Annotated in this window: 20 protein-coding genes; 3 read left to right on the plus strand and 17 right to left on the minus strand. The window is 46.4% G+C overall.

Annotated features, from left to right (window positions below; all coding sequences use genetic code 11):
* Positions 1-110 precede the first annotated feature (110 nt).
* From HP399_RS28040 to HP399_RS28050, 3 genes are all read left to right on the plus strand, one after another.
* Positions 111-425 carry a thioredoxin family protein gene (locus HP399_RS28040; RefSeq protein WP_173618389.1) on the plus strand — a complete coding sequence of 105 codons (315 nt, stop codon included), beginning with the start codon at positions 111-113 and terminating at the stop codon, positions 423-425.
* 130 nt (positions 426-555) lie between these two features.
* The gene (locus HP399_RS28045) at positions 556-1,707 is read left to right on the plus strand and encodes a response regulator (RefSeq protein ID WP_173618390.1); all 1,152 of its coding nucleotides are present in this window, start codon (positions 556-558) and stop codon (positions 1,705-1,707) included.
* A gap of 32 nt (positions 1,708-1,739) precedes the next feature.
* Positions 1,740-3,134 carry a DUF4832 domain-containing protein gene (locus tag HP399_RS28050; RefSeq protein WP_173618391.1) on the plus strand — a complete coding sequence of 465 codons (1,395 nt, stop codon included), beginning with the start codon at positions 1,740-1,742 and terminating at the stop codon, positions 3,132-3,134.
* A gap of 66 nt (positions 3,135-3,200) precedes the next feature.
* Here HP399_RS28050 and HP399_RS28055 read toward each other — a convergent pair whose 3' ends face one another.
* From HP399_RS28055 to HP399_RS28135, 17 genes are all read right to left on the minus strand, one after another.
* Positions 3,201-3,887 carry a DUF4956 domain-containing protein gene (locus tag HP399_RS28055; protein WP_144617911.1) on the minus strand — a complete coding sequence of 229 codons (687 nt, stop codon included), beginning with the start codon at positions 3,885-3,887 and terminating at the stop codon, positions 3,201-3,203.
* Positions 3,888-3,909: 22 nt separating this feature from the next.
* Positions 3,910-4,644 carry a polyphosphate polymerase domain-containing protein gene (locus tag HP399_RS28060; RefSeq protein ID WP_173618392.1) on the minus strand — a complete coding sequence of 245 codons (735 nt, stop codon included), beginning with the start codon at positions 4,642-4,644 and terminating at the stop codon, positions 3,910-3,912.
* Positions 4,641-6,365 carry a CotH kinase family protein gene (locus HP399_RS28065; RefSeq protein ID WP_173618393.1) on the minus strand — a complete coding sequence of 575 codons (1,725 nt, stop codon included), beginning with the start codon at positions 6,363-6,365 and terminating at the stop codon, positions 4,641-4,643. The genes HP399_RS28060 and HP399_RS28065 overlap by 4 nt, the downstream gene beginning before the upstream one ends.
* Positions 6,366-6,396: 31 nt before the next feature.
* Entirely contained in the window at positions 6,397-7,797 is a 1,401-nt protein-coding gene (pelG, locus tag HP399_RS28070) for an exopolysaccharide Pel transporter PelG (protein ID WP_173618394.1), read from the minus strand.
* A gap of 5 nt (positions 7,798-7,802) precedes the next feature.
* On the minus strand, positions 7,803-9,209 hold the full coding sequence (gene pelF / locus HP399_RS28075) for a GT4 family glycosyltransferase PelF (protein WP_173618395.1): 1,407 nt from the start codon (positions 9,207-9,209) through the stop codon (positions 7,803-7,805).
* A 3-nt stretch (positions 9,210-9,212) separates the two neighbouring features.
* Positions 9,213-11,120, minus strand: coding sequence for a DUF2194 domain-containing protein (locus HP399_RS28080; RefSeq protein ID WP_228088396.1), 1,908 nt, complete (start codon positions 11,118-11,120; stop codon positions 9,213-9,215).
* Complete coding sequence (locus HP399_RS28085) at positions 11,117-12,091, minus strand: hypothetical protein (protein ID WP_173618396.1); 975 nt, start codon at positions 12,089-12,091, stop codon at positions 11,117-11,119. Before HP399_RS28085 ends, HP399_RS28080 begins: the two co-directional genes overlap by 4 nt.
* Positions 12,084-14,288 carry an NAD-dependent epimerase/dehydratase family protein gene (locus tag HP399_RS28090; protein ID WP_173618397.1) on the minus strand — a complete coding sequence of 735 codons (2,205 nt, stop codon included), beginning with the start codon at positions 14,286-14,288 and terminating at the stop codon, positions 12,084-12,086. The genes HP399_RS28085 and HP399_RS28090 overlap by 8 nt, the downstream gene beginning before the upstream one ends.
* Entirely contained in the window at positions 14,285-14,704 is a 420-nt protein-coding gene (locus HP399_RS28095) for a response regulator (protein WP_173618398.1), read from the minus strand. Before HP399_RS28095 ends, HP399_RS28090 begins: the two co-directional genes overlap by 4 nt.
* 382 nt (positions 14,705-15,086) lie before the next feature.
* A complete protein-coding gene (locus tag HP399_RS28100; RefSeq protein WP_173618399.1) occupies positions 15,087-15,458 on the minus strand; it encodes a response regulator in 372 nt (123 codons plus the stop codon).
* Positions 15,459-15,733: 275 nt separating this feature from the next.
* The gene (locus tag HP399_RS28105; protein ID WP_173618400.1) at positions 15,734-16,342 is read right to left on the minus strand and encodes a hypothetical protein; all 609 of its coding nucleotides are present in this window, start codon (positions 16,340-16,342) and stop codon (positions 15,734-15,736) included.
* A 39-nt stretch (positions 16,343-16,381) separates the two neighbouring features.
* Positions 16,382-16,930, minus strand: a complete 549-nt coding sequence (locus tag HP399_RS28110) for a hypothetical protein (RefSeq protein WP_173618401.1) — start codon at positions 16,928-16,930, stop codon at positions 16,382-16,384.
* A 201-nt stretch (positions 16,931-17,131) separates the two neighbouring features.
* Positions 17,132-18,742 carry a gamma-glutamyltransferase gene (ggt, locus tag HP399_RS28115; protein WP_173618402.1) on the minus strand — a complete coding sequence of 537 codons (1,611 nt, stop codon included), beginning with the start codon at positions 18,740-18,742 and terminating at the stop codon, positions 17,132-17,134.
* Between the two features lie 314 nt (positions 18,743-19,056).
* A complete protein-coding gene (locus HP399_RS28120; RefSeq protein ID WP_017249659.1) occupies positions 19,057-19,587 on the minus strand; it encodes a chromate transporter in 531 nt (176 codons plus the stop codon).
* Positions 19,584-20,165: a chromate transporter gene (locus tag HP399_RS28125; protein WP_017249658.1), complete on the minus strand. Its 582-nt coding sequence runs from the start codon at positions 20,163-20,165 to the stop codon at positions 19,584-19,586. Before HP399_RS28125 ends, HP399_RS28120 begins: the two co-directional genes overlap by 4 nt.
* Positions 20,166-20,189: 24 nt before the next feature.
* Positions 20,190-21,176: an ABC transporter ATP-binding protein gene (locus HP399_RS28130; RefSeq protein WP_173618403.1), complete on the minus strand. Its 987-nt coding sequence runs from the start codon at positions 21,174-21,176 to the stop codon at positions 20,190-20,192.
* Positions 21,173-22,147: an ABC transporter ATP-binding protein gene (locus HP399_RS28135; RefSeq protein WP_173618404.1), complete on the minus strand. Its 975-nt coding sequence runs from the start codon at positions 22,145-22,147 to the stop codon at positions 21,173-21,175. Before HP399_RS28135 ends, HP399_RS28130 begins: the two co-directional genes overlap by 4 nt.
* Between the last annotated feature and the right edge of the window lie 33 nt (positions 22,148-22,180).

Below are 22,180 nucleotides of genomic sequence, written 5' to 3' on the forward strand. Positions count from 1 at the left end.
AGCGCTTTCATTGTCTTGGAGATTACATCCGTTGTCGTTTCATGAGGCAAACATTTTTTTGTGCTATTCTAGTAGAAAAATACGGCGACGAAAGGTGGGAGTACCGAACCGTGCAGGAGTATCTCGAACTGACTGAACTACTTGCAGAGATTGAACGTCATCCGACTAGTCTGTTGTTTATAAAAACGGCAAACTGCGGTGTTTGCGATGTCACCTACGCAAGAACGATAGAACTGCTGAAACAGTATCCACAAGTGAAAAGCATCGTGGTATCTATGGAGAGAATACCCAACATTTCCGGTGAGTTTCTCGTATTTACTGCTCCGGCGATCCTGCTGTTTATGGACGGAAAGGAAGTATTTCGGCAAGCCCGGTTTGTATCATTTGACGAGCTAGAGCGTGTTCTGACCTCCCTCACTTGTTAAAAATTCACATTTCCCTCCACTGTAAACGTTTGGATAACCTCTCTTTTGATGATAGAGTAGAGAGTATGGATAAATCAGATTCGTAAGACAATCTGTTGTATTTTATCGATTTTTGAAGGAGAGACAGTGGATGAGAGCCTTATTGGTAGACGACGAGCAACTACCCTTGATGCATCTGCAACGATTGCTAGAAAAAGATGTTGGCGGCGTTAAGGTAGTCGGAGCCTACACCAATCCTCTCGAAGCGATCGACCAAGCAATATCCCTTCAACCAGATGTCGTATTTTTAGATATTAATATGCCGCGCATCAGTGGACTGGAGATCGGAGAACGTCTGCAAGGAATCGATAACTCCCCAGAGATCGTTTTTGTCACAGGGTACGATAAGTACGCCGTTGATGCTTTTGAGCTGTGCGCGCTGGATTACATCATGAAGCCCGTACAGCTTCAACGCTTGCAAAAAACAATGGACCGTCTTCGTGAGAGAATCAAGTCCGCGCAAGAAGTCGAGCCTGTTAAAGAAGAATCAGTCGTTTCCATCCAATGCTTCAATAGTATTTTGTTTCACCAGTCGAATCAGGAGCCACAGGAGATCAAGTGGCGTACGAATAAAGCCCGCGAGCTGTTTGCGTATTTGTTGCATCACCGCAACAAGATGATCGACAAGGATTCGATTATCGAGCTTTTGTGGCCGGACTATGATGGAAGCAAAGGCGTGACTCAGCTATATACGACGATTTACCTCATCCGGCAAACCTTGAAACGCTATGGTCTCCAAACGATATCGATCAACAAAGGCAATTTAGAAGGTGGCTATAAGCTGACGATCGATTCAGCTGCGATCGATGTGGAAGAATGGGAAAATCGTCTCAAACAGTTACCCCCCCTCTCTCTTGCCAATATGCAAGAGTATGAGCAAGTGCTCGCGACGTATACGGGCGATTATTTCGGAGACTACGACTATTTGTGGGCAGAGTACGAGCGAGAAAGACTCCGCAGGATGTGGCTGCAGCTCGCCAAAACAATGAGCAGCTTCTATTTGGGACACGGCAGAGTCCAAGAGGCGATCAACGTCAATCAACGCATTCAGCATTTGCACCCGCTTGAAGAGGACAGCTACATGTTCCTGATGCAGTTGTACGCTTCCTTGGACGATCATGCGGCTGTAGAAGAGCAGTATCAACTCTTGACCTCTCGATGGGAGATTGAACTCGGCTCTGCTGTAAACGAACATATCACCAAGTGGTATCACATATGGAAACAGGAGACAGAACAAAAGTAGTGAAACTCTCTCACTAGATCTAGGGGGCACTCATGAAGATCCGAAGTGGTCTATACAGCGTACTTCTCGCTGCTTTTTGCATTCTACCTTCCTCTGCCGCCGCCTCCAGTTATGGAACGGCCACTTATTCGCCAAAGCAATCCCAAGACGTACTACAAAACCCTTATATGGGACTGGCTCCCGATTCACGGACGAGTAATAATGAGCAAGAACACACCCTCGTCTATGCCAACCTAACCTGGAGGATGCTTGAACCAACCAAAGGAGATTATGCTTTTGATGAGGTCGAAGACGCAATCCGGTTTGAAGAATGGACAGAAAAAGACGTCAAGTTCATCCTCCGCATCGTTATGGATCTTCCTGATAAAAAATCGGACATGGAGATACCAGATTGGCTATACAACGAGATCGGCGGGGACAATGACCATTTTGATGATGGCGAGTGGTATCGAAACGACTATGGCAAAGGCTACAGTCCCAACTACAGTAATCCATTGATTATCAAGTACCACAAGGAATTGATTGACGCTCTGGGAGAGCGCTACAAGGACGATCCCCGCATTGCTTTCATACAGCTAGGAAGCGTCGGTCACTGGGGAGAATGGCACACAGATACTTCTATTCCTTTCCCTGCAACAGAAATCACGGATCAGTACGTACAACCGTATCTAGATAATTTCCCTGATTCCATGCTACTGATGCGCAGACCACACCCAGTTGCCAAGGAGTACAAACTGGGGCTGTTTAACGACATGTTTGGCAACAAAGAAGATACAAACAGCTACCTGTCCTGGATACAGAAGGGCTACGTCTCCTGGCTCACCAAAGAAAAAATGCCTGCCATGCCCGACTTTTGGAAGTATGCGCCAAGCGGCGGAGAATTCTCTCCATCCGACTCCTTGCCAAGCTACTTTACTCGCTCCTCGATTAACCAGGTAATCTCACAAGCCAAAGCTTCGCATATTAGCTGGCTTGGCCCGAATACACCCGCACGTTTCGAAAAAGACAGCGATCAACAAGAATATTTGGACCGCTTTTTAAACACGATTGGCTACCGCTTCTCCATCACCAAAGAGACACATGCCAAAGCAGTCGAGCCCGGAGACAGCCTCGCTGTGACGATGGATTGGCAAAACCGCGGTGTCGCTCCATTTTACTTCCCGTGGATTCTCGAGCTGTCCCTCGCGGATGAAGACGGTGAGATCGTAACCAAGACCAACACGGACGAAGACATCCGCAAATGGCTTCCCGGCAAGAAAACCGTCAAGCAAAGCTTGGAAATTCCGGATAATCTTCCTGAAGGAACATACACTCTCTGTGTAGCAATCCTCGATCCCCATACAGAAGAGCCGGGTATTCAATTTGCCATGGAAGGCAAACGCTCGGACGGAAGATATACGTTGGGTACGGTCCAAGTACGAGACTGATCCATCCAAAAAATCCCTTCCTGACCACCTGTATAGGAGTCAGAAAGGGATTTTTTCTTCTAATCATTATGGTGCATAATCGCCATCGTAGCTTACCAATGATACGTTTTTCACACCTTCTACCTCTGAAATATCTTGAACAAATGCCGTATTATCTCCTTTGATTTTGACTTCCACGATCAATTCCACCATCTCTTTGTGTACAGTCTTTGACTTCAAGGCGTATTTCAGTTTGTTCAACTGATATTTAACCCCGTCATTGGCTTGATCGTGATAATTGATAATGAGCAGATAGGCAACATCTTTCATTTGCCGCTTGGATAATACAACAATGACAGCCGCCACCACCAGCGATCCAAGGACGGAAACCGGGTACACACCCGCTCCCGTCGCAATACCTACCGAGATCGACCAAAACATGAAAACAATATCCAACGGGTCTTTGATGGCAGTACGGAACCGCACGATGCTCAACGCGCCAACCATCCCGAGAGAGAGCACGATATTGGTGCTAATCGTCATGATAATCAGGCAAGTAAGCATCGCCATTGCCACTAGCGTGATGTTAAAGGTATGTGTATAGACGACACCGCGAAACGTTTTTTTGTAAATATAGTAGATGAACAAACCTATCAATCCCGACAGCACAAGCCCTATGATGGTATCAATGATCGAGATGCTGGCGAATTGATCTATTTTTAAGACACTTTTTTTGATGATATCTTGAAAATTAATCGTATTGGTAGTATCCATAGTTTCCCGACTTCTCCTCACACTAAAGATTATAGTATTTTTTGGTCTCCTCTCTGCAAATGACATATTTGGAGATAGCCGATCGCTTATTACTCAGGTTTTGTAGCAAATGTCTAATATGAAACGGCAGGAATTGATCGTACTTCACTTCCATGATCATCATGGGCTGATGAATAGCTCTGACCATCATGATGTTTTCGTCAAAAATATCGAGTGAATTGACGTTTGCCTTCAAATACTTATCAAACGTAATTCTGACATTCCCTTCTCTCACCAAATACGCCTCTCGGACATAATCCGTAATGACGCGAGGCCGAAACAGATGATTTTTGCACGATAAATAAAAATCTCGTAGCACAGCACTTTCTGTCTCTCGCAGAAACTCAACATCACCTGCCAAAATCAGTTCATACTCATCTCGTGTAATCGACGCTGATTCTTTGCAAATGTATCCACCGAACTTGCTCTTTCGCTCCATTTTGATGACTGCATCACTTTTGTTGTAGATGCGAATACGATACTTTTTTCTTTGAAAAACCCCGTAGTTTTTTTCATAGAGAGCTGTGTCGTGAAAGTCGTCAAAGTACAGGCTACGAATATGATATCCTTCCTCACTCACAGAATAAGGGTCAGGAGTCGCGATCAGACGCAATTTCTGCCGCAGCGGCTCGTAATTACTCAGCCGAAGATAATACTTCAACTCATGCCGCAATCGCTTGTTGCCGAGCTGGATGCCCGTGCTCTGTATTCCTTTCATTTCAATACGAACTCCTTCACCCCATGATAAAGCGCATCCTCGGACTCTACCCTGTCAAATGCCGTCTGTGTGTTCCCTTTGCTGTCCCGAACAATCACGCGCCAGAAAAAGCGACCTTTACCCGGATCGTTTATGGTGTATTGAACCCCTGTCAGCCCCTTGGCCTGCGCGTGTATCTTCGTAAACGCAGGATCGTAACTGACGGCAAAGTCGTAAGTCAGATCGTCACCTTGCAGATCATAGGAATGGTCCCAGGCAAAAATGAGCTTATCTCCTTCTTTTCTTGGCTCCCCCATAAAAAAGGGCATCGGATTCTCTTGGCGTTCATAGTACCTCTTTTTGTTACGCTCCGGTTCACCAGATAGAAGTGCTTGCTCATTGTGAAAATAGGAGACATCCAACGGTAAATTATATAAATCAGGTTGTTGCAGCACATATTTACTCACAATCGGATAATAGCTCTTCAAGTATTTTTCCGTTTGCTCCTTCGTAATGATCTTGCTGATTTCCTCAACCTTTTCGTTAAGCGTTTTGATGTTTTCAGGATCCTTAAAGATGCGGCGATGCAAATTCGACACCCAGTAGTCGGAAATGCCAAACTGCCATTGTCCTAGCCCTTTTTCTGGGCTTCGCTTGAGCTCTTCTTCAAAAAATCCCCACGATGCGTCGTAGTCCCACGGTAGGAAATACCACTTGTTGGAGTTGCTAGGGCTGTACAAGTAAAAATTATGAACAGCCGTGTCGTGATTCCCCATCAACAGGTTGGATGCCAGCCATGTATAGTAGTTCTCCCGATCAAAATGCTTGTCCAAAAAGTCTTGCGTATTGATCGCAGGATTGTGAAGATCGTCCAGCATCGAAATGAGCTTTTCATGGTTCTCGCTGCCTTTGATCTCCAAAATTTTATCAAAGGCTTTCTTATCGTAGGTAGGATCTGTTGCCAGCTTGAGTTGTTCCTCGTAACGGTGGAACTCGAAATCAATTGCCTTGTATAAATTTCCGTTTCGGTCCAATCCGTGCGCCTGCAAAAATGTTTTGTTCGGCTGTTCAATTTGAGTGAACAAACCGTAATCAACAAAGTCTCGATCCGGATTTTTTTTTGTCAAATCCTTGATTTTCACTTGAACGAACTGCGTCCGCAAACTGGTCATATTGGGCATTTGCTCAAAATAATCAAAGCTAAGCTTTTGTCGAACACGCGTCATGTCAGACTTGTGCTTGCTTACGTTGATATTGCGCTGATCCCGCCAGTATCCGGCGCTGTCGAACAAACGGATTTTGTACGATTTTTGTTCCGCTCTTCTGCTCGATTCCCCCCGCAGCTCAATCGTTCCGTTCGCTCTCGTCTCGCTAAAACCAAAGTACCCCTGGGTTGGCCCCTCCACCGTCCCTTCCTGCATAATGACTTTGGCCTGGAGATCTTCTCCCTTTTCATTCCGTCCGCTAGGAGCTAGATTGAGTTCCGTAAAGGTGGTCGTTTTCAATTTCGAATTTTCTTCGTTGACTACCGTCACATATAAATGGACGATGCTCCCATCAACATCCTGATCGTATACGCTTCTATTCTCAATCAGATCCTCGTTCATCTGCTGAGTTGACGCCACCTGACTCGTTGCTGGCGGGTTGTCTGACACTGGCTGTTCAGGCGCATCCTGTGTACAACCAGTCGATACAACTCCTAATGCTACGAGTAGGCTCAGTATGAATCGTTTTTTCTTCAACCTAAGTCCTCCCCAATCTATACGTAACCATCTATTCCATTCGCTTTCCTTTGACAAAGAGCGGCTGTAGGCAGTAGGTGTAATAATCGATATTTTTCAAGTAATAGATCAACCTGCCGAGACCGGCTACCAGTGCAAGAAACGAAGCAATAAAAAATGAAAAACCGTAGTTATGAAGGGGCAACATCGCTATGGTGATGACAACGGTACTGACGAGAAATAAGGTTGTCACCGTAAGCGCTCCCTTCCGATCGTCAAAATAGAGCAACATCAGCACGATCACAAACATAACAGCGTACAAATACCCCGCGATGACCAAGATGTTGTACCTCTCCATTTGATCGGACGTAAAACCGATATGCGGAAGCAGCGTAATGCCTAGAGCCAGTGCAACAAAGGAAAAGAACAGCTGCACCTCCATCATGAAGCTGAGCTCCTGCATCAACGTTTGAACCATATCTGTTTTCGCCCGCTTGATATCCTGCACCGAGCCTGTGCCCAATATCGTTCCGTAATACGCTCGGTACTTCTCGTAAAAAGCAGTCTCCACAGATACCACAAACATGACCATGGTAGGCAATATGCTCAAGGAAGCGTAGAACGCTGGCACGTCGTAAAAAGGCGCAATCACGTAAGTATCCGCCACTACCTCCTGCAACGGGCTCCCCAGCCAGTAAATAAAATGGTGCACATAAAAACCGAGAGAACAAAAAAGACCCACACCAAGCAGACTTGGGTACTTTTTCACGTACTTCAGGAAATCAAAATAATTCCTTGCCCGCTTCGGGAAAAAACTCTCCAGATGAAGCATAGATAAGACAATCATCGTAAAAAAGCCGAGATCCAAAGAAATCAGCATCGCGATTCCTTTTTCCAGCTCAGTCAGATTCAACAGCAGAAACGCAGCCAGAAGCGTAACGGCAACAGCAGCCAAATACCCACGAATGATGCGCATATAATCCTTTAATGCAGACAAGTAGGCGGATTGTAGCCATACGACGATCAGTTCCACAAAAAGAAGGTAGGCTACGAGCTTAAAGCCAGACGGCAGAGGCGCGAGCCAGTAAAATGCACCGCCGAGAATTCCCCCCAAACCCAGACAAACAGCGATAACTCCATACAAAGACGCAATGATGTCGTTATACTCACGCAAGTAAATTTTGTCTGCAATATAGCGAGAAATGACCATGGAAAAGCCGCAGGTAATTAACAGCGAAAACACGAATGCATAAACGACAGCAGCTAAAAAAGACATCCTTTCCAAATAGCTGACATTCAATTGAAGAAGGATTTGCTGTAGCACCGTAATCATTACCATACAAATCAGCATCGGTCCGACTGTGACCAGCGAAGAAAATGCATACGCCTTCACACTGGACAAATACCCTTTATTTCGAAACATTTTCTTCAGTTCAAAGCCAATGCCCGCCATGTTTCTTACACCTCGTATTTCCGATACATATTGCGATATCCCGCCAAGAAATTCTCATGTGTGTAAATAGCCGATACTCTTTGGAAGCCACATCTGCCCATGCGCCGTCTCATGGGCTCGTTTTGGCATAACGTAATGATCGCTTGGGCAATTTGAGTAAAATGCATGACGGGTACCGTTATCCCTGCGTTGCCATAGTTGTCACCATTGCCGTATAACAATTCCCGACAGCTTCCCACGTCCGTTGTGACGAAGGGCTTTCTGCATGCCATTCCTTCCAAAATAACGAGCGGTTGTCCTTCACTGATGCTGGTCAAAACAAGCATGTCCATTTTTCCGAGATACTCTTTCACATTGACCGCACCCGTAAACGTAACATCCTCCAGCTGCAGGCTTTCGACCAATTGCAGGCATTCTGTGTAGTACTCCCCATCTTCATCCGTCGGGCCCATGATGACAAAGCGTGCGTGTGGCACTTGTTCCTTGACGAGCCCGAAGCTGTGCAGCATTGTTTTAATATCCTTGATGGGTACCACACGGACGACAGCGCCAATCGTTATTGCCTCGTTCTTTTTTTCCTCCACGATGTCTGCATAGTCGCTCACTTTTACACCGTTTGGGATCACTGATACTTTGGAAGGATCACAGCCTAGCTCAATCTGAATTTCCTTGTTTCGCTCAAACAACGTGATTACCTCATCCGCATAGGAATAGGCACATGCAGAAAGGTTATGAAAATAATCGATCCAAATATCTTTAAAGTGACCCTTAATCCAGTTTGCCTTGATAATTTCTTCTTCCCGCTCGCGGGTGTAGATTCCGTGCTCCGTCAGCAAAAACGGCTTTTTATGCAGATACTTCCCGAGACTCCCTGCTACACCGCCATATCCCGTACAAACACTGTGATACAAATCCGCTTGCGGCATGCCGTTTTGAATGACCAGACATAGCGGCAACACCATCGAGCGAATCATCCAGATCATTTCGGTAAAGGGAATTTGCGGGTATTTTTGCTCGCAAAGCCGCTGGATTACCTCGAAGAAGTCCTTACTTGTAAGTAACTCGGCTACGGCTGGCACCTTACTCCCCGACAACACGGAAAAAAGAGCATGCCAGTCGCCCTTACTGCCATCCAGCAACGAAAGCAATGCTTGCTGCTCATCCTCAGCTAGCCCCAGACGCTTGCCTAGTGCAGCCTCTTCTTTGAGATAGGCATCCAGAAATACCTCTTTGATTTCCACCACATTCGCGGGGAGCTGGTAGACGTACTTCCCCCTGTTTTTCTCTTCTGCGCCAATGGCATAAATGATAAACTCATGCTCTGGCATGCTAGCGATTAAGGAATGAATCCAACTAGAGACGCCCCCTGTAATAAAAGGGTAAGATCCTTCGGCAATCAGACAAATTTTCATCGCTTACTCTTCCAGTCCTATTTCAAATTTTGCACCCGTTGCATGTACGAGATAGGCGCCTTCCTCTATTTTTTCTACCGTGCAATTTACTAAGCTCGTCATTTTTTTGTTTGTCCGCAAGATGTAATACATTCCGTCGGAGAAGTTGTTCATGTATCCTGTTATTTTTTTATCCGTATGCGCGATATACACATCCGTCTGCAAATAACTCTCAAGGCTTGTTGCAGCTTCGGAAGCAGTCTGGCTGCGCAGCCATGGATAGTGCTGGTAAAGCTCTTCCATCATACGTTGAAAGTCTTTTACCAATTCCGGCCACGACTTGCTATTGCTTCGTTCTTTGTCCAACACATCGTCTGGATGAACAAAATGGGAAAAGACACCGATGGATGTGATCGCATTCGTTATGTACCAATCATGAATGTCTGTGCGACTGTATCCCGAGGTAATACGCGGCAGCTCTACGATGCCATCTTCGGCCACGGAAAACTCCTGGATGTATTCGTGCGTGCTGTCTGATTCCGCATATAAGGAGGCAATGACTCTCAGATCAGGGAAGGACGTTTTTAGCGCTCGACGCCCTTCGGCTCCCAACACGTTAGAAGGCGGGACATACACCTGTACGTCATATGACGAGAAGACCTTCTTGATATAATCGTTCAGGTACGAAAGTGACTCGGCCATGCTTTCTTCATCAGGCCAAGCCTTATACTCGTAATGGATCGCTGTCGCTTCATCAGTAACCAGCGATTGATGATTATATCCGTGGATGCCCAATTCGCCACCCAATTTCACCAAATCCCTGCCGTACGTAATCAGATTGTTCGAATCCGTTCCTTCCTCATCTGTGAAGGGGGCGGAAACTCGGTTATTGTAGGTTTTGATAATCGCTCCCGTGTAGGCCACATCGTAATCAGCAGCAAGCTTGATCATGTCAGGCCACCACACATCCCGAAAGAAGCTGGGAATATCTTTGCGGTACTCGCGGTAAATACTCGGCTCGATCCCCTGGCGAAAGGGAGCAGGAAAGTCGTCAATATACGTGATTTTCATATTGAAAATGGGGTACATGAAATCTTGATTCAGTAAACTGATGCCACCAGCAATCAGTCCTCTGTTCATTGCAGATTGCATATTCGTCCCGTTATAGACCAGAAACTTTCCCTGTCCATGCTGGGCCTCCCATAGCAGTGGCATATTGTCGGCAGAAACTGCATGTACTTTCGCTTTCCTATCCAGCTCTACAGGAATCGAGGAATTAACAATGGACTCTCCCCCGATTTTTGCATCTTCTCCTTGGATCAAGAGATTGGATGTCATCTGAATGCCGTTTGTCACGATGGGGAGATCGATGGAATTGATCCCTAGCTTTCGGTAAATGCGATATAAGCTGTCGTTGTATTCAGGCGTACGCGAAAGGAACACATTTCCCCCATTGTGCGCATATTGCAACATCGCATCCAGATCGGCTAGCAAGCCCAGATTTTCTATGGTGACAATGACCGTCATGTATTGGGAATCGGGCTTCGAGAACTGCTTAACGTCTGCGAGATCGTACTCCTTTTTCATATACCGCAGCACTTGCTCCACATTCCTCGCGATTGCCATACTGCTCTCATCCTTGGAATCATGCAGAATGAGGAACCGCTCCCTTGCAAGCTTGGCGATTTCCTCCTGGCTGATTGCGTTTTGCTTCGGCTCGTCAGTCTGCACTCCCGAGCCTCCCGATTTATTACTGCTCACCTGGAGGATGAACTGGGAACGGGTAGCTTCTATGGTGATCCCCAGAATCGCCACAAAGATCAGAATGATGTAGATGTTTTTTTTCACAGGAATGTCGTTGGACCTCGACTGGCTCCATTCTCGGTCATTTTCCCTGTCTCTTTTCTTTCTTCTGTTCCTTGTCATTCTCATTTTGTATCGCTCATCTCTTTCGAATTCGTACCTGTTTCCTGTGCAGCAGCGACTTCCTTCCAAGTACTGTCTTGCTCATCAGCTTCTAGGGTGTTCCAATAGCGAATCATCATCAGCGTAGCGTGAGAGATTTTAACCGACGAGCCTTTTAATCGATTCATTTCTGCCGCAAACCCTGCATGGTCTCTGATCGTAAAGAATCGCTTTAGCGACATGACATATGGCTGTTCGCTTTCTGGATGATACTCATGAAACAATTGACAGTACTGTGCGGCTTTTTCATAGGACTGGTTCACTAACTCACAATTGATCTTGTCCACAAAATAGCTTTCTTGGTCCTGATAAATGTCCAATAAAGACTCCAGCACAAAGGAATACGTATAGCTGTATTTCACATAGGTGCGTTGATCAATCAGTGAACTGTCCAAGTACTTCTTCAAAACGTCTGCGTAGGCGCGTAAAACCTCAAGATCCTGCTTGTTCTCCTCGTATTTCACTGATAAATCCTGCAGTTGGAGCTGAAGGTTGCGCCGCATTTCCGTTAAAGCGGCTGCCGCGTAGTGAACCGTTTCCGAATCCTCGTTTTGCAGGGCTGTCTCCAATGTGCCGATCTGCCAAATGGTCTGCTCTTTCAGGACATCGATCAGCATCTTTCGGCGCGTGCTGGTGTCATTCAAAAACAAAATGTCCTCAACTGGAACGATGTTCATTTCCTTTTCCATGTCCGCTCTTCGGAAAATATTCGATCCCTCGGCTAGTTTAAGCAAATCACTCTCCAGCATTAGCTCATTCACATTCTTTTTCGACGTTCGCTTGTACACATCGGTAATCCCCAATAACAGGAGGCCAAAAACAGGAAGAAAGCCAGCAACAAGCATTCGCATAATAAGCACCTGCTTGTTTTTGCCGCGGCTTTGCATCCAACTGTAACTAACAGTCACCAAGACATGGAGGAGGACTAGATTAAGCATAGGCGCCATCCTTCAGGGAGAAGCGATTCTGGTCTTTTTCCTGTACAATTCTCGCTGCAATGCCGAGTCTACCAAGCCGATCAATCACGATATTGGCTTCTTGCTCGTTTGAATTGGAGAGAATGATATAGACATCTCCTGCTTCGTCCATTCCCATATAATCCGCTTCGCGCAGAGAGCTCGCGATAAAGGTAGAGAGCGTATGATGATCCATTTGCGCAGCGTCCACTGCCAAGAGTGTAAAATCCGTGTTCAACTGTTGCTTGGCGTCCCTTTTATTCTTCAACATAGCCGAAAAATAAGCTGGAATCAGGATGGAGGTGCCTTCTAGGTAGCGATCCTTTTGTGTGGAGTTTAAGAAACGAAGTGAACGCGACAACGCGGAAGAGATTAATTGAACGGCGACCTGGAAAAGGTTTTGGGTGTACATCGTAAAATTTTCGAATCCAAGTTGTTGCAGTGTAATGACCGCCACCATTTTGCCATTGTCAAAAATGGGAGCTGCCATAAGAGGCATGTCGTGACGCAGTTCTTTATTCACGATGATCTTCTTTATTATCATTAGTTCAGTAAGATAAGTATGCTCACTCATTTTCAACGAGCGTGGCAGATCAAAGCCCGCTTTATTTGATTTAGCCATCAATCGCAAGAAAGATCCATTTTGATTCATCGTATAAATTGCGATCTCATCGGACTTCATGATTCTTTCCAGCACCTTGACCGATTTCTGCAATACGCGTTCCGGCTCGAGGCTGTCCAGCTCCTTGGTGATGTTGTAAATTTTTCCGAAGCTGTCTTCCGAATTCACGATTTGCTGCTGCAATTCTTGCTTGACCATCAGGACATCGTTGTAAATGTCTTTTAAAAAGTCATACTTGTCTTCCAGCGCTTGCTTTTGCAGTTCCTTAGACAGTATGTCCCTGTTGCGTTTATCGATCGAATAACCCACAGCAATCCCGATAATAAAATAGACAGCGATATGAAACAGAGCATTGGCGTCATATAAGAGCGATACGACATCGCGCCCGTTATGCAGGCTTTCTCCGATGTAAAGTGCACAGGCCAGGATGACAGACAAGAGTGATTGCTTCGTTCCGTAAATCGCGCCTATCAACACGATGTAAATCAGCTTGAGATCAAAAACACCACTGTTAACCGTTCCAACTGTAGCGAAAACCACCACAAGAAAAGCGATAATATTCTCAATGTACGGCCTTGCATCCCATGAACGGAGCCAATTGATCGTTTTCTTCGTTTCGCTCTCCTGCTCTTGTTCTTTCTCTGCGAGGGTCTCTTGATACCACTGCGCCGTTTTTTCCAGCCCCTCTGGCAATGAATACATCGGGATCCAGTCTAGTCTTCTCTTTGCCCGCGTATTGTCCAAAACCGACTTGTCTACATCTCCTGGGCGTTTTTCCCTTCGCACTATTCCCTGGAGCTGCTGGTTCGCCCCAAGAATGTCAATAAGCTCATTAATGCTGCTTTCCTGATTGGTAGACAAATTCATCACCCCGGTATCATCCGTGGTAACGGAGCGGAAAATGGCATCAGCTACATCCTCTACATAAATAAAATCTCTCGTTTGACTGCCGTCCCCGTGCAAAACTATTTCTTTTCCGTGGTTGATCTGGGTTAAAAAAGTAGAGATGACGCCGCCTTCCCCGACTGCGCTTTGTCTGGGCCCATACACATTCGCCAAGCGAAAGACAACCGTTCGCAAGCCATACATTTCCGCCCATTTGAGGCAATACATTTCGCCGATGTGCTTGTTTATTCCATAAACAGATACCGGATCACACACTGAATCTTCATGTAAAGGAGTATTTTCATTCATGCCGTAAACAGCGGCTGATGACGCAAAAATAAATTTGGACACGCCATATTTGCTCGATAGCCTCAGCATATTCATGAGTCCAAGAATGTTCGTATTCGAATCCAGCAAGGGGTCTTCCATGGATGCAGCAACACTCACTTGGGCCGCTAAGTGTACGACGACATCGAACTTGTTGCTTTTAAATACTTCATCGCATTTTTTATCCGCTACATCCAGCTCGTATGCCTTATGCGGAAATGTGACGTTCCTCTGATTGCCTGAACTAAGATTGTCGAGGATGAATACTTTATAGCCTTCCTTATAAAATCTCTCTGCGACAAAAGAACCGATGAACCCATAACCACCTGTGATCAAAACTTTCATACTAACACCTCAGCTATTTGTTTCACCTGTCTATCTCCATCTCGAGCATCTAACCCTGTTCCCAGCACTTTTTGGACAGCCCATTCGATTCGCTCCAGCTGCAGTGGCTTCGCTATGAAATCCCGCGCACCTGCCTGAATCGCCTTGATGACGGTATCGTGCCTAGACACTGCTGAGCAAATAATGATCTTGGCATCCTTGTCCAACTCCATGATTTTGCGTGAAGCAGTCAAACCGTTCATGCCGGGCATGGTGATATCCATCGTGACGAGTGATGGTTTGTACAAGCAGTAATTTCTCACAGCCTCCTCTCCCGAAGCAGCTTCCGCAACGACATGCAGTCCTAGCGACTCAAATATGCTGCGCAGCACATGTCTCGTAAACGCCGTATCATCAACAATCAGAATGCTATTCATCCAAAACGTTATCTCCCATCCTAACCATCTATATCTTTTGGATCATTTTATTATAGTAATATATACCCACTTTCACTACCAACCAAAGTTACTGTCCTGTAACTTTTATTTTACATAGGCACAAAGACCCCCGGCATGTAGCTTTTCCTATTCTACTAGGGTCATCTCAACAATTTCTGAACAAAAGACAATCATAAAAAAGAACAGGGACAGTTACCTATACGGCAACTTATCCCTGTTCTTCTTCATGTTTTTACACTATTTTTTTCGCCGAACCTTCTCTTTCTCTTTTTTCAACAAACGAATCTCGCTACGAGTCATCCCAGTTGCCATGTACCCTAGCGAAAGCTCCGCCTTCACGCAACACCACTGCTATTCGGTTTCACCTAGTATCTGTTTCCAACAAATGTTGAACAGCCCATTCAATCCTCTCGAACTGTAAGGGCTTTGCGATAAAATCACGTGCACCTGCCTGGATCGCTTTGATGACAGTGTCGCGTCGTGCAACTGCGGAGCAAATAATGATCTTCGCATCCTTATCCAGCTCCATAATTTTTCGGGAAGCAGCCAAACCGTTCATGCCCGGCATGGTAATATCCATCATGACGAGTGTCGGTCGATACAAACAATAATTTCTAACAGCCTCTTCCCCTGAATCAGCTTCTGCAACTACCTCAATACCTAATTTCTCAAACATGTTACGCAGCACGAGTCTCGTAAACGCTGTATCATCAACAATTAAAATGCTATTCATCCAAATTGTTTTCTCCTATCTTTTATACCACGACTTTCGAACTATCAAAAAGGATTTCCTATACTCAAAAACGACATGATCTGACCATTTTCTACATTCTACTAGGAACATCTAAACAGTTTCTGAACAGAACAGAATAGCCATAAGAAGTAATAGGCATTAAGAATCACACACCTATCGTCCATTCCATTACTGGGAAACAAAAAAAGACCGAAGCATCTGCTTCGGCTCTACTCACTTTTCTATTCGTTTCTCTCTTCCCTACCTGTTTCAAACTATTCAATGAACTCACTATATTTTTCTAGAACATCTTCTTTTAACGTAATCCCTGAATTTTTGCTCAGTGATTTTTCACTTTTTGTTGATTTTGAATCTAAATTAAATTTTCCTAAATCATTGTTAATTACACTGTACTGTCCATGCCCATTTTCATTCAAGAAAATAATGTACTTCTCACCTTGTTCCATTTCTTTATATTCATCAATCGTGATTTTTTTCGTTCCATCTAACTCAATCATACCAACAGGTTCTATTATGGAAAGTGTTTCAGATTCTGCTAAATCAAAGTCATTCGGAGATTTAATAATTTTATCTATCTCAATCTCTGTTAACGTATAAAAGTCTTGCAAACTACCATCTTCATAATAACTGGTCTTATGTTCTCGATCTGAAAAGTCAGTGGTTGGGGTTCCTATCAGAATTAAGTCTGCTTCATCCAACTCCTCGGCACTTTCATATGTCATATAAAGTGCTTCTAAAGAGATTGTTTCCATTGGCTCATTCTTTTGGGAAAAGGTGCTGAAAGCTGCGCACACAAAAACGATGGCAGTCAACATGATTCCAATTGCTATTTTCATATACAATCGATTCATTTTCAGATTCATCCTAAAACCTCTCCTTTGACTTTTTATTATTTCACTTCTCTATTGCCCCCATTTATTCTTTAATTCTGTCTTATCATAAGAGCTTGGTCCTCTACTTTGTATCCCTTGTTTCATAACAGAAGTTACGTTGCCAACAGGATGTGCCAATTTCAGACTGTGTCCAATTTCGTGTGTAGCATTCGAAATTCTTTCAGCTTCGCTCATATTAAACGCGTCCATATTGTTGTGAAATATATGGACTTTGGTAGAGCTCCAATTACTATTAATACTTCCCATCCGAGTACCATTATACGGGTCCATCCTTCCTAACAACCCTTGAACACTCGTTTCTCCTACATAGTATTTATCTGAATTCTCATGTGACCGTGAAACAAAGCTAACCTTTGATGATATGCCTTCCCAATTACGAATGGCTTGGTTATAAACTTTCTCGTAGTCATAGGAGTAGTTGTATACGGAGGAATCAAACTCATATACCGTAGTCCCTCCCCATGTTTTTCCTCCCTGCCAGTAATCAGCAAGTGCAGACTGAATAGGAACAATCAATAAGAGCGTTGCAATACCTAAACTAGTAAATTTTCTCTTCATGACTCACACCTCTTTTTCCTTTTTCTGGAATTTATACCAATTGTATGAATATTTCTACAAGTTGTAAATACTGTGTTTTTAGAAAAAATAGTTTTTTACCTCGAATCTAACAGTCGGATTCATCGGAAATCCCTTTACAAGTATGAAAAAGAGCCGCAGCATCGCTTCGGCTCTTTTTTCCTCTTTTATTCTCCTATTTCCCTACCAAGCAGCAATGCTGCTGTCTGCGCGCATATCAGTCCCACCGCTCAGCACACCATTTTCATCACGCCAAATGATTTGACCACGCCCGAAATAATTGCCGAGCTGCGCCCACTTGATGGTATGGCCCCTGCGCTCCAAGGCTTGTGCCAAATGCTCCGGGAAATGACGCTCCAGCTCCACCGTTTTGCCTTCCATCCACTGCCAGCGCGGCGCATCGAGCGAAGCTTGCGGATTGAGGTGGAAGTCGATGGTGTTCATGACCACCTGTACGTGTCCTTGTGGCTGCATGAAGCCTCCCATTACGCCGAATGGCCCTACTGCTTTTCCATCCTTCGTCAAGAAGCCCGGGATAATGGTGTGGAACGTTCTTTTGCCTGGCTCCAAGCAATTGTCATGAGTTGGGTCCAGCGAGAAGTTATGACCGCGGTTTTGCATGGCGATCCCTGTCCCCGGCACAACTACCCCGGAACCAAAGCCCATGTAATTGCTTTGGATAAAGGAAACCATGTTGCCCTCACCGTCAGCAGTGGCCAAATAGACCGTGCCGCTCATTTTCGGCTGACCCGGCTCTGGCGTCAAGGCTTCATGACCAATCAGTGCACGGCGAGTAGCAGCGTATTCCTCTGACAACAATGCTTCCTTGGAAACTTTCATTTTGCTCTCTTCAGTGATGTATTTCAATCCATCAACAAATGCTAGCTTCATCGCTTCGATTTGCTTGTGATACGTTTCCGACGTGTCTTTTGCGTCAAAATTAAAGCCCTTCAAAATGTTCAACGCCATCAGACCGATCATCCCTTGCCCATTCGGCGGGATCTCCCACACATCATAGCCGCGGTAGTTGACACTGACCGGCTTCACCCATTCCGGCTCATAGGCAGCCAAGTCTTCTTTACGCAAGTAGCCGTCGCACTCCCGGGAGAATGCGTCGATCTTATCTGCCAGCTCACCGCGATAGAAGCTCTCTGCATTTGTTTCCGCGATTTGACGCAGCGTCTCAGCATGACCTAGCGACTTCCAGATGTCGCCCGCTTTTGGCACCTTGCCATCTGGCGTAAAGGTGGAAAACCAATGCGCGAACTCTTCCCCTTTGCATTGCTGGGAAAACTTTTTGTGTGCAGCATTCCAATAATGCGCCAATGTTGGCGATACCGGATAGCCATTCTCCGCATAATCAATCGCTGGCTGCAAAACCTCCGTCAGCGGAAGACGTCCGAAACGCTTGGACAAGGCGGCCCACGCAGCAGGCGCCCCAGGCACAGTGACAGGTGTCCAGCCATAGGTCGGCATTTCTTCCAGACCTTTTGCTTTTAATGTCTCGATGGAGATTCCTTGTGGAGCAGGTCCGCTTGCATTCAGTCCATGCAGCTCGTCTTTGATCCACACGAGGGCAAAGGCGTCTCCCCCGATGCCGTTCGAGGTCGGTTCGACTACAGTCAGGCACGCAGCCGTTGCAATCGCCGCATCCACCGCATTTCCGCCCTTTTTCAATATATCGAGACCTGCTTGTGCCGCCAGTGGCTGCGAAGTCGCTACCATGCCGTTCTTGGCAAAAGTCGTCACACGCTTCGATGCGTATGGGTATTCCATTGCGTCATAGTTAACCATGATTTATGCCTCCTTAAGTAGTTCTTTGTTAGCCAATATGAAAACCAATGAAGGTCCTTTTGGTTTGAGTCAACATAGTGGAGGAGAAGAAAAAGCACAGTTCTCTTCGACTCTGACACGCCAGCATGGGGGATTCACTGTCCGTCTCCACTTCAAAAAGGGGACCGTCGAGCCAAAGCCACCCTATGGGCGGAAGTTTCTCAGGGAAGACGTGTTCGACAAGCGGGTCCCCTTTTTGAAGTTCCGACTGGGTAGGCGTTGTCAAGGTCTACGAGCCCTGTGCTTTTTCTTCTTACCAGCTTACGTAAACTTTCCTAGCCGATAAATACAAACCCATACGCCATCGCTCCCAGAATGACAAAAGCGGGATGGACCTTCCATGTTTCAAGCAGAAGGTAGGATGCCACTGTCAAAATCCCTGTTTGCATCCAGCCGATTCCCTCGACTGCGCCCATCAGGAATTGATACGTCATCGTTCCAAGCAAAACAGTAACGACTGGCCGTACCGATTGGGTCATCGCTTTTACCTGTGGAGCACTGCGAAATAAATTAATAAAACCCATCAATAAGACCATCGCGATCGCTGTTGGAGCAACCGTTGCCAATAACGCGACTACTGCACCCGGTACACCCGCTACCTGATAGCCAATGTACCCAGCGAGCTTGGTCGCGATTGGGCTGGGCAGCGCATTTCCTACCGCCAGCACTTCTCCGAATTCCTGTACAGTCATCCACTGGTAATGGTCAACCACTTCATTTTGGATCAACGGGATGCTCGGTGGTCCTCCCCCGTACCCCAAAATGTTGGAGATGAAAAAGGCCCAAAATAATTGCAGGTAAATCATGCTACTCCCTCCTTGCCATCCTTGTTCTTGCGCTTGCGGACAGACCAAGTAGAGTAGGCAAATGAAACCGCCAGCGCAATCCCTACTACGATGCCCGGATGCCAATCAAGGAAGAGCAACGCTACGAGTGAGAGGGCGAGGGAAAGGCTCACACCTGCTTTGCTGGACGCTCCCTTCCAGCCCTTTGAAAGAAATTCCCATGTAAGGACGCCTGTCATGACTGCGATTACGGGACCGATTGCCTGGATCATGCCGTATACACCCGGCGCATCCTTCCATTGATAAATGACTTGCAGCAAACCGATCATCACAAGCACGATTGGCATCACTACTGCGATGTTTGCCACCAATGCACCCTTCCAGCCTTTTACCCGATAGCCGATAAATGCGGCCAGCTTGGTCGCAATTGGTCCTGGAAGAGCGTTGCCGAGCGCCAGATTGTCGGAAAAGTCCTCATCTGTCACCCATTTGTACTTTTTCACGCATTCGGTGTAAAAGAGAGGAACCATCGTAGGTCCTCCCCCAAACCCGAAGATTCCGATACGGAAAAAGGCGAGAAATAATTGCCAGTAAATCATAGCTGTACCTCCATCCTTGCCTAGCTAGCGGAAAAGTTCGCCCGATTGCACCAAATGACAGGAGACCAGTTGGCCCTTGCCGATGTCTGACAGACTGGGCACCTGCGTCTTGCAAGTCTCTGTCGCATATGGACAACGCGGATGAAAGGGGCAACCGCTCGGTGGATTTGCTGGACTCGGTAAATCGCCTGTCAACAAGATCCGTTCGCGCTTTTGCCGTGGTTTCGCTACTGGAACAGCCGAGAGCAGCGCCCGTGTATACGGATGACTCGGGTTCTCAAACAGCGTCCGCTTGTCAGCAATTTCTACGATCCGCCCCAAATACATCACCGCGATCCGATCGCACAAGTGCTTCACGACCGACAAATCATGCGAAATGAACATCAGGGTCAGATTGAATTCTTTTTTCAAATCCTTCAACAAATTGAGTACCTGTGATTGAATCGATACGTCCAATGCAGATACGGGCTCGTCGGCAATGATCAGCTTTGGTTTTACGACCAGTGCGCGGGCGATTCCGATCCGCTGCCTCTGTCCGCCGGAAAAATCGTGTGGATGGCGGTTCAGATGTTCTTTTCGCAAGCCAACGACCTGAATAATCTCTTCGATGACTTTTTCCCGCTCTGCCTTTGTCCCGATGTTGTGCACCATCAGCGATTCCATCAAAATCTGCTTGATCGTCATCCGTGGATTCAGCGAAGCATATGGGTCCTGAAAAATCATTTGCAGGTTTCGCCGCATGACGCGCATTTCTTCTTTGGGAAGCTTCGCTAAATCTTTGCCATCAAACCAGACTTCTCCTGCTGTCGGCTCCAAGAGGCGGAGAATCGTTCTGCCCGTCGTAGACTTGCCGCAGCCCGATTCCCCTACAATGCCAAGCGTTTCACCGGGATACACTGTCAGATCAATACCATCGACTGCTTTGACATGTCCCGTCGTCCGCTTCAAAAAGCCACCCTTGATGGGAAAATGCTGTTGCAGCCCTTTTACTTCTAAGAGAGGTGTCGTCATGCCTGTTCTCCCTCCTTCGCGTACAGCCAGCAGCGACATTTTTGATTGTCCAGTTGCAAGAGTTCAGGGGGCTTTTCGTGACAAATCGAAATTGCTTGCGAACAGCGCGGGGCAAATCGGCAGCCCATTGGCATTTGATACGGCAGGGGAACCGCTCCCGGAATGGTTTCCAGGTATTCGCGCTCTTCGTCCAGCTCAGGAATCGAGTTCATCAGACCGATCGTATACGGATGCTTCGGACTGTCAAACAGCGTATCGACATCAGTCTCCTCTACGACTTGGCCGGCATACATGACGATAACGCGGTCGCACATCTCGGCTACTACACCCAAATCATGCGTAATCAGCATGATGGAGGTTCCGGTCTTTTCTTTTAAATCGCGCATCAAATCGAGAATTTGCGCTTGAATTGTCACATCCAGTGCCGTTGTCGGCTCGTCTGCAATTATTAGCTTCGGATCGCAGGACATCGCCATCGCGATCATGACACGCTGGCGCATCCCTCCTGATAGCTGATGCGGAAACTCTCCGTAAATCTCTTCTGCACGAGGCATTCCGACTGCTTTTAGCATCGCAATCGCCCGTTCCTTTGCCTCTGCCTTCGTTACCTTGCGATGCAGCATGACTGCTTCCTCAATCTGTTTGCCTACGGTATGTAGCGGATTGAGAGATGTCATTGGCTCTTGAAAAATCATCGCGATTTCATTACCGCGAACACCTTGCATTTCTTTTTCCGACAGCGCAAGCACGTTCTTCCCATTGAAGCGAATCGATCCTTCCGTGCTTCCGTTGGGCGGCAGCAAGCGCATGATCGACAGGCTGGTTACACTCTTCCCACAGCCCGATTCGCCCACCACGCCAAGCGTTTCACCAGCACGGATAAAGAAGTCGACGCCGTCCACCACACTGACGACACCGCTGTCCGTGCGAAAACGGGTTCTCAGCTGTTCCACTTCCAAGATGGTCGTCATCTGCTCCACTCCTTTTCTCCCGTGTAGGGCATT

This window comes from Brevibacillus sp. DP1.3A (genome assembly GCF_013284245.2).
In the GTDB taxonomy this organism is placed as follows: domain Bacteria; phylum Bacillota; class Bacilli; order Brevibacillales; family Brevibacillaceae; genus Brevibacillus.

Coding starts and splice junctions, on each gene's coding strand:
- HP399_RS28045 (WP_173618390.1), top strand. CDS start 556: ATGAGAGCCTTATTGGTAGACGACGAGCAACTACCCTTGATGCATCTG.
- HP399_RS28050 (WP_173618391.1), top strand. CDS start 1,740: ATGAAGATCCGAAGTGGTCTATACAGCGTACTTCTCGCTGCTTTTTGC.
- HP399_RS28055 (WP_144617911.1), bottom strand. CDS start 3,887: ATGGATACTACCAATACGATTAATTTTCAAGATATCATCAAAAAAAGT.
- HP399_RS28060 (WP_173618392.1), bottom strand. CDS start 4,644: ATGAAAGGAATACAGAGCACGGGCATCCAGCTCGGCAACAAGCGATTG.
- pelG (WP_173618394.1), bottom strand. CDS start 7,797: ATGGCGGGCATTGGCTTTGAACTGAAGAAAATGTTTCGAAATAAAGGG.
- pelF (WP_173618395.1), bottom strand. CDS start 9,209: ATGAAAATTTGTCTGATTGCCGAAGGATCTTACCCTTTTATTACAGGG.
- HP399_RS28080 (WP_228088396.1), bottom strand. CDS start 11,120: ATGAGAATGACAAGGAACAGAAGAAAGAAAAGAGACAGGGAAAATGAC.
- HP399_RS28085 (WP_173618396.1), bottom strand. CDS start 12,091: ATGCTTAATCTAGTCCTCCTCCATGTCTTGGTGACTGTTAGTTACAGT.
- HP399_RS28090 (WP_173618397.1), bottom strand. CDS start 14,288: ATGAAAGTTTTGATCACAGGTGGTTATGGGTTCATCGGTTCTTTTGTC.
- HP399_RS28095 (WP_173618398.1), bottom strand. CDS start 14,704: ATGAATAGCATTCTGATTGTTGATGATACGGCGTTTACGAGACATGTG.
- HP399_RS28100 (WP_173618399.1), bottom strand. CDS start 15,458: ATGAATAGCATTTTAATTGTTGATGATACAGCGTTTACGAGACTCGTG.
- HP399_RS28105 (WP_173618400.1), bottom strand. CDS start 16,342: ATGAATCTGAAAATGAATCGATTGTATATGAAAATAGCAATTGGAATC.
- HP399_RS28110 (WP_173618401.1), bottom strand. CDS start 16,930: ATGAAGAGAAAATTTACTAGTTTAGGTATTGCAACGCTCTTATTGATT.
- ggt (WP_173618402.1), bottom strand. CDS start 18,742: ATGGTTAACTATGACGCAATGGAATACCCATACGCATCGAAGCGTGTG.
- HP399_RS28120 (WP_017249659.1), bottom strand. CDS start 19,587: ATGATTTACCTGCAATTATTTTGGGCCTTTTTCATCTCCAACATTTTG.
- HP399_RS28125 (WP_017249658.1), bottom strand. CDS start 20,165: ATGATTTACTGGCAATTATTTCTCGCCTTTTTCCGTATCGGAATCTTC.
- HP399_RS28130 (WP_173618403.1), bottom strand. CDS start 21,176: ATGACGACACCTCTCTTAGAAGTAAAAGGGCTGCAACAGCATTTTCCC.
- HP399_RS28135 (WP_173618404.1), bottom strand. CDS start 22,147: ATGACGACCATCTTGGAAGTGGAACAGCTGAGAACCCGTTTTCGCACG.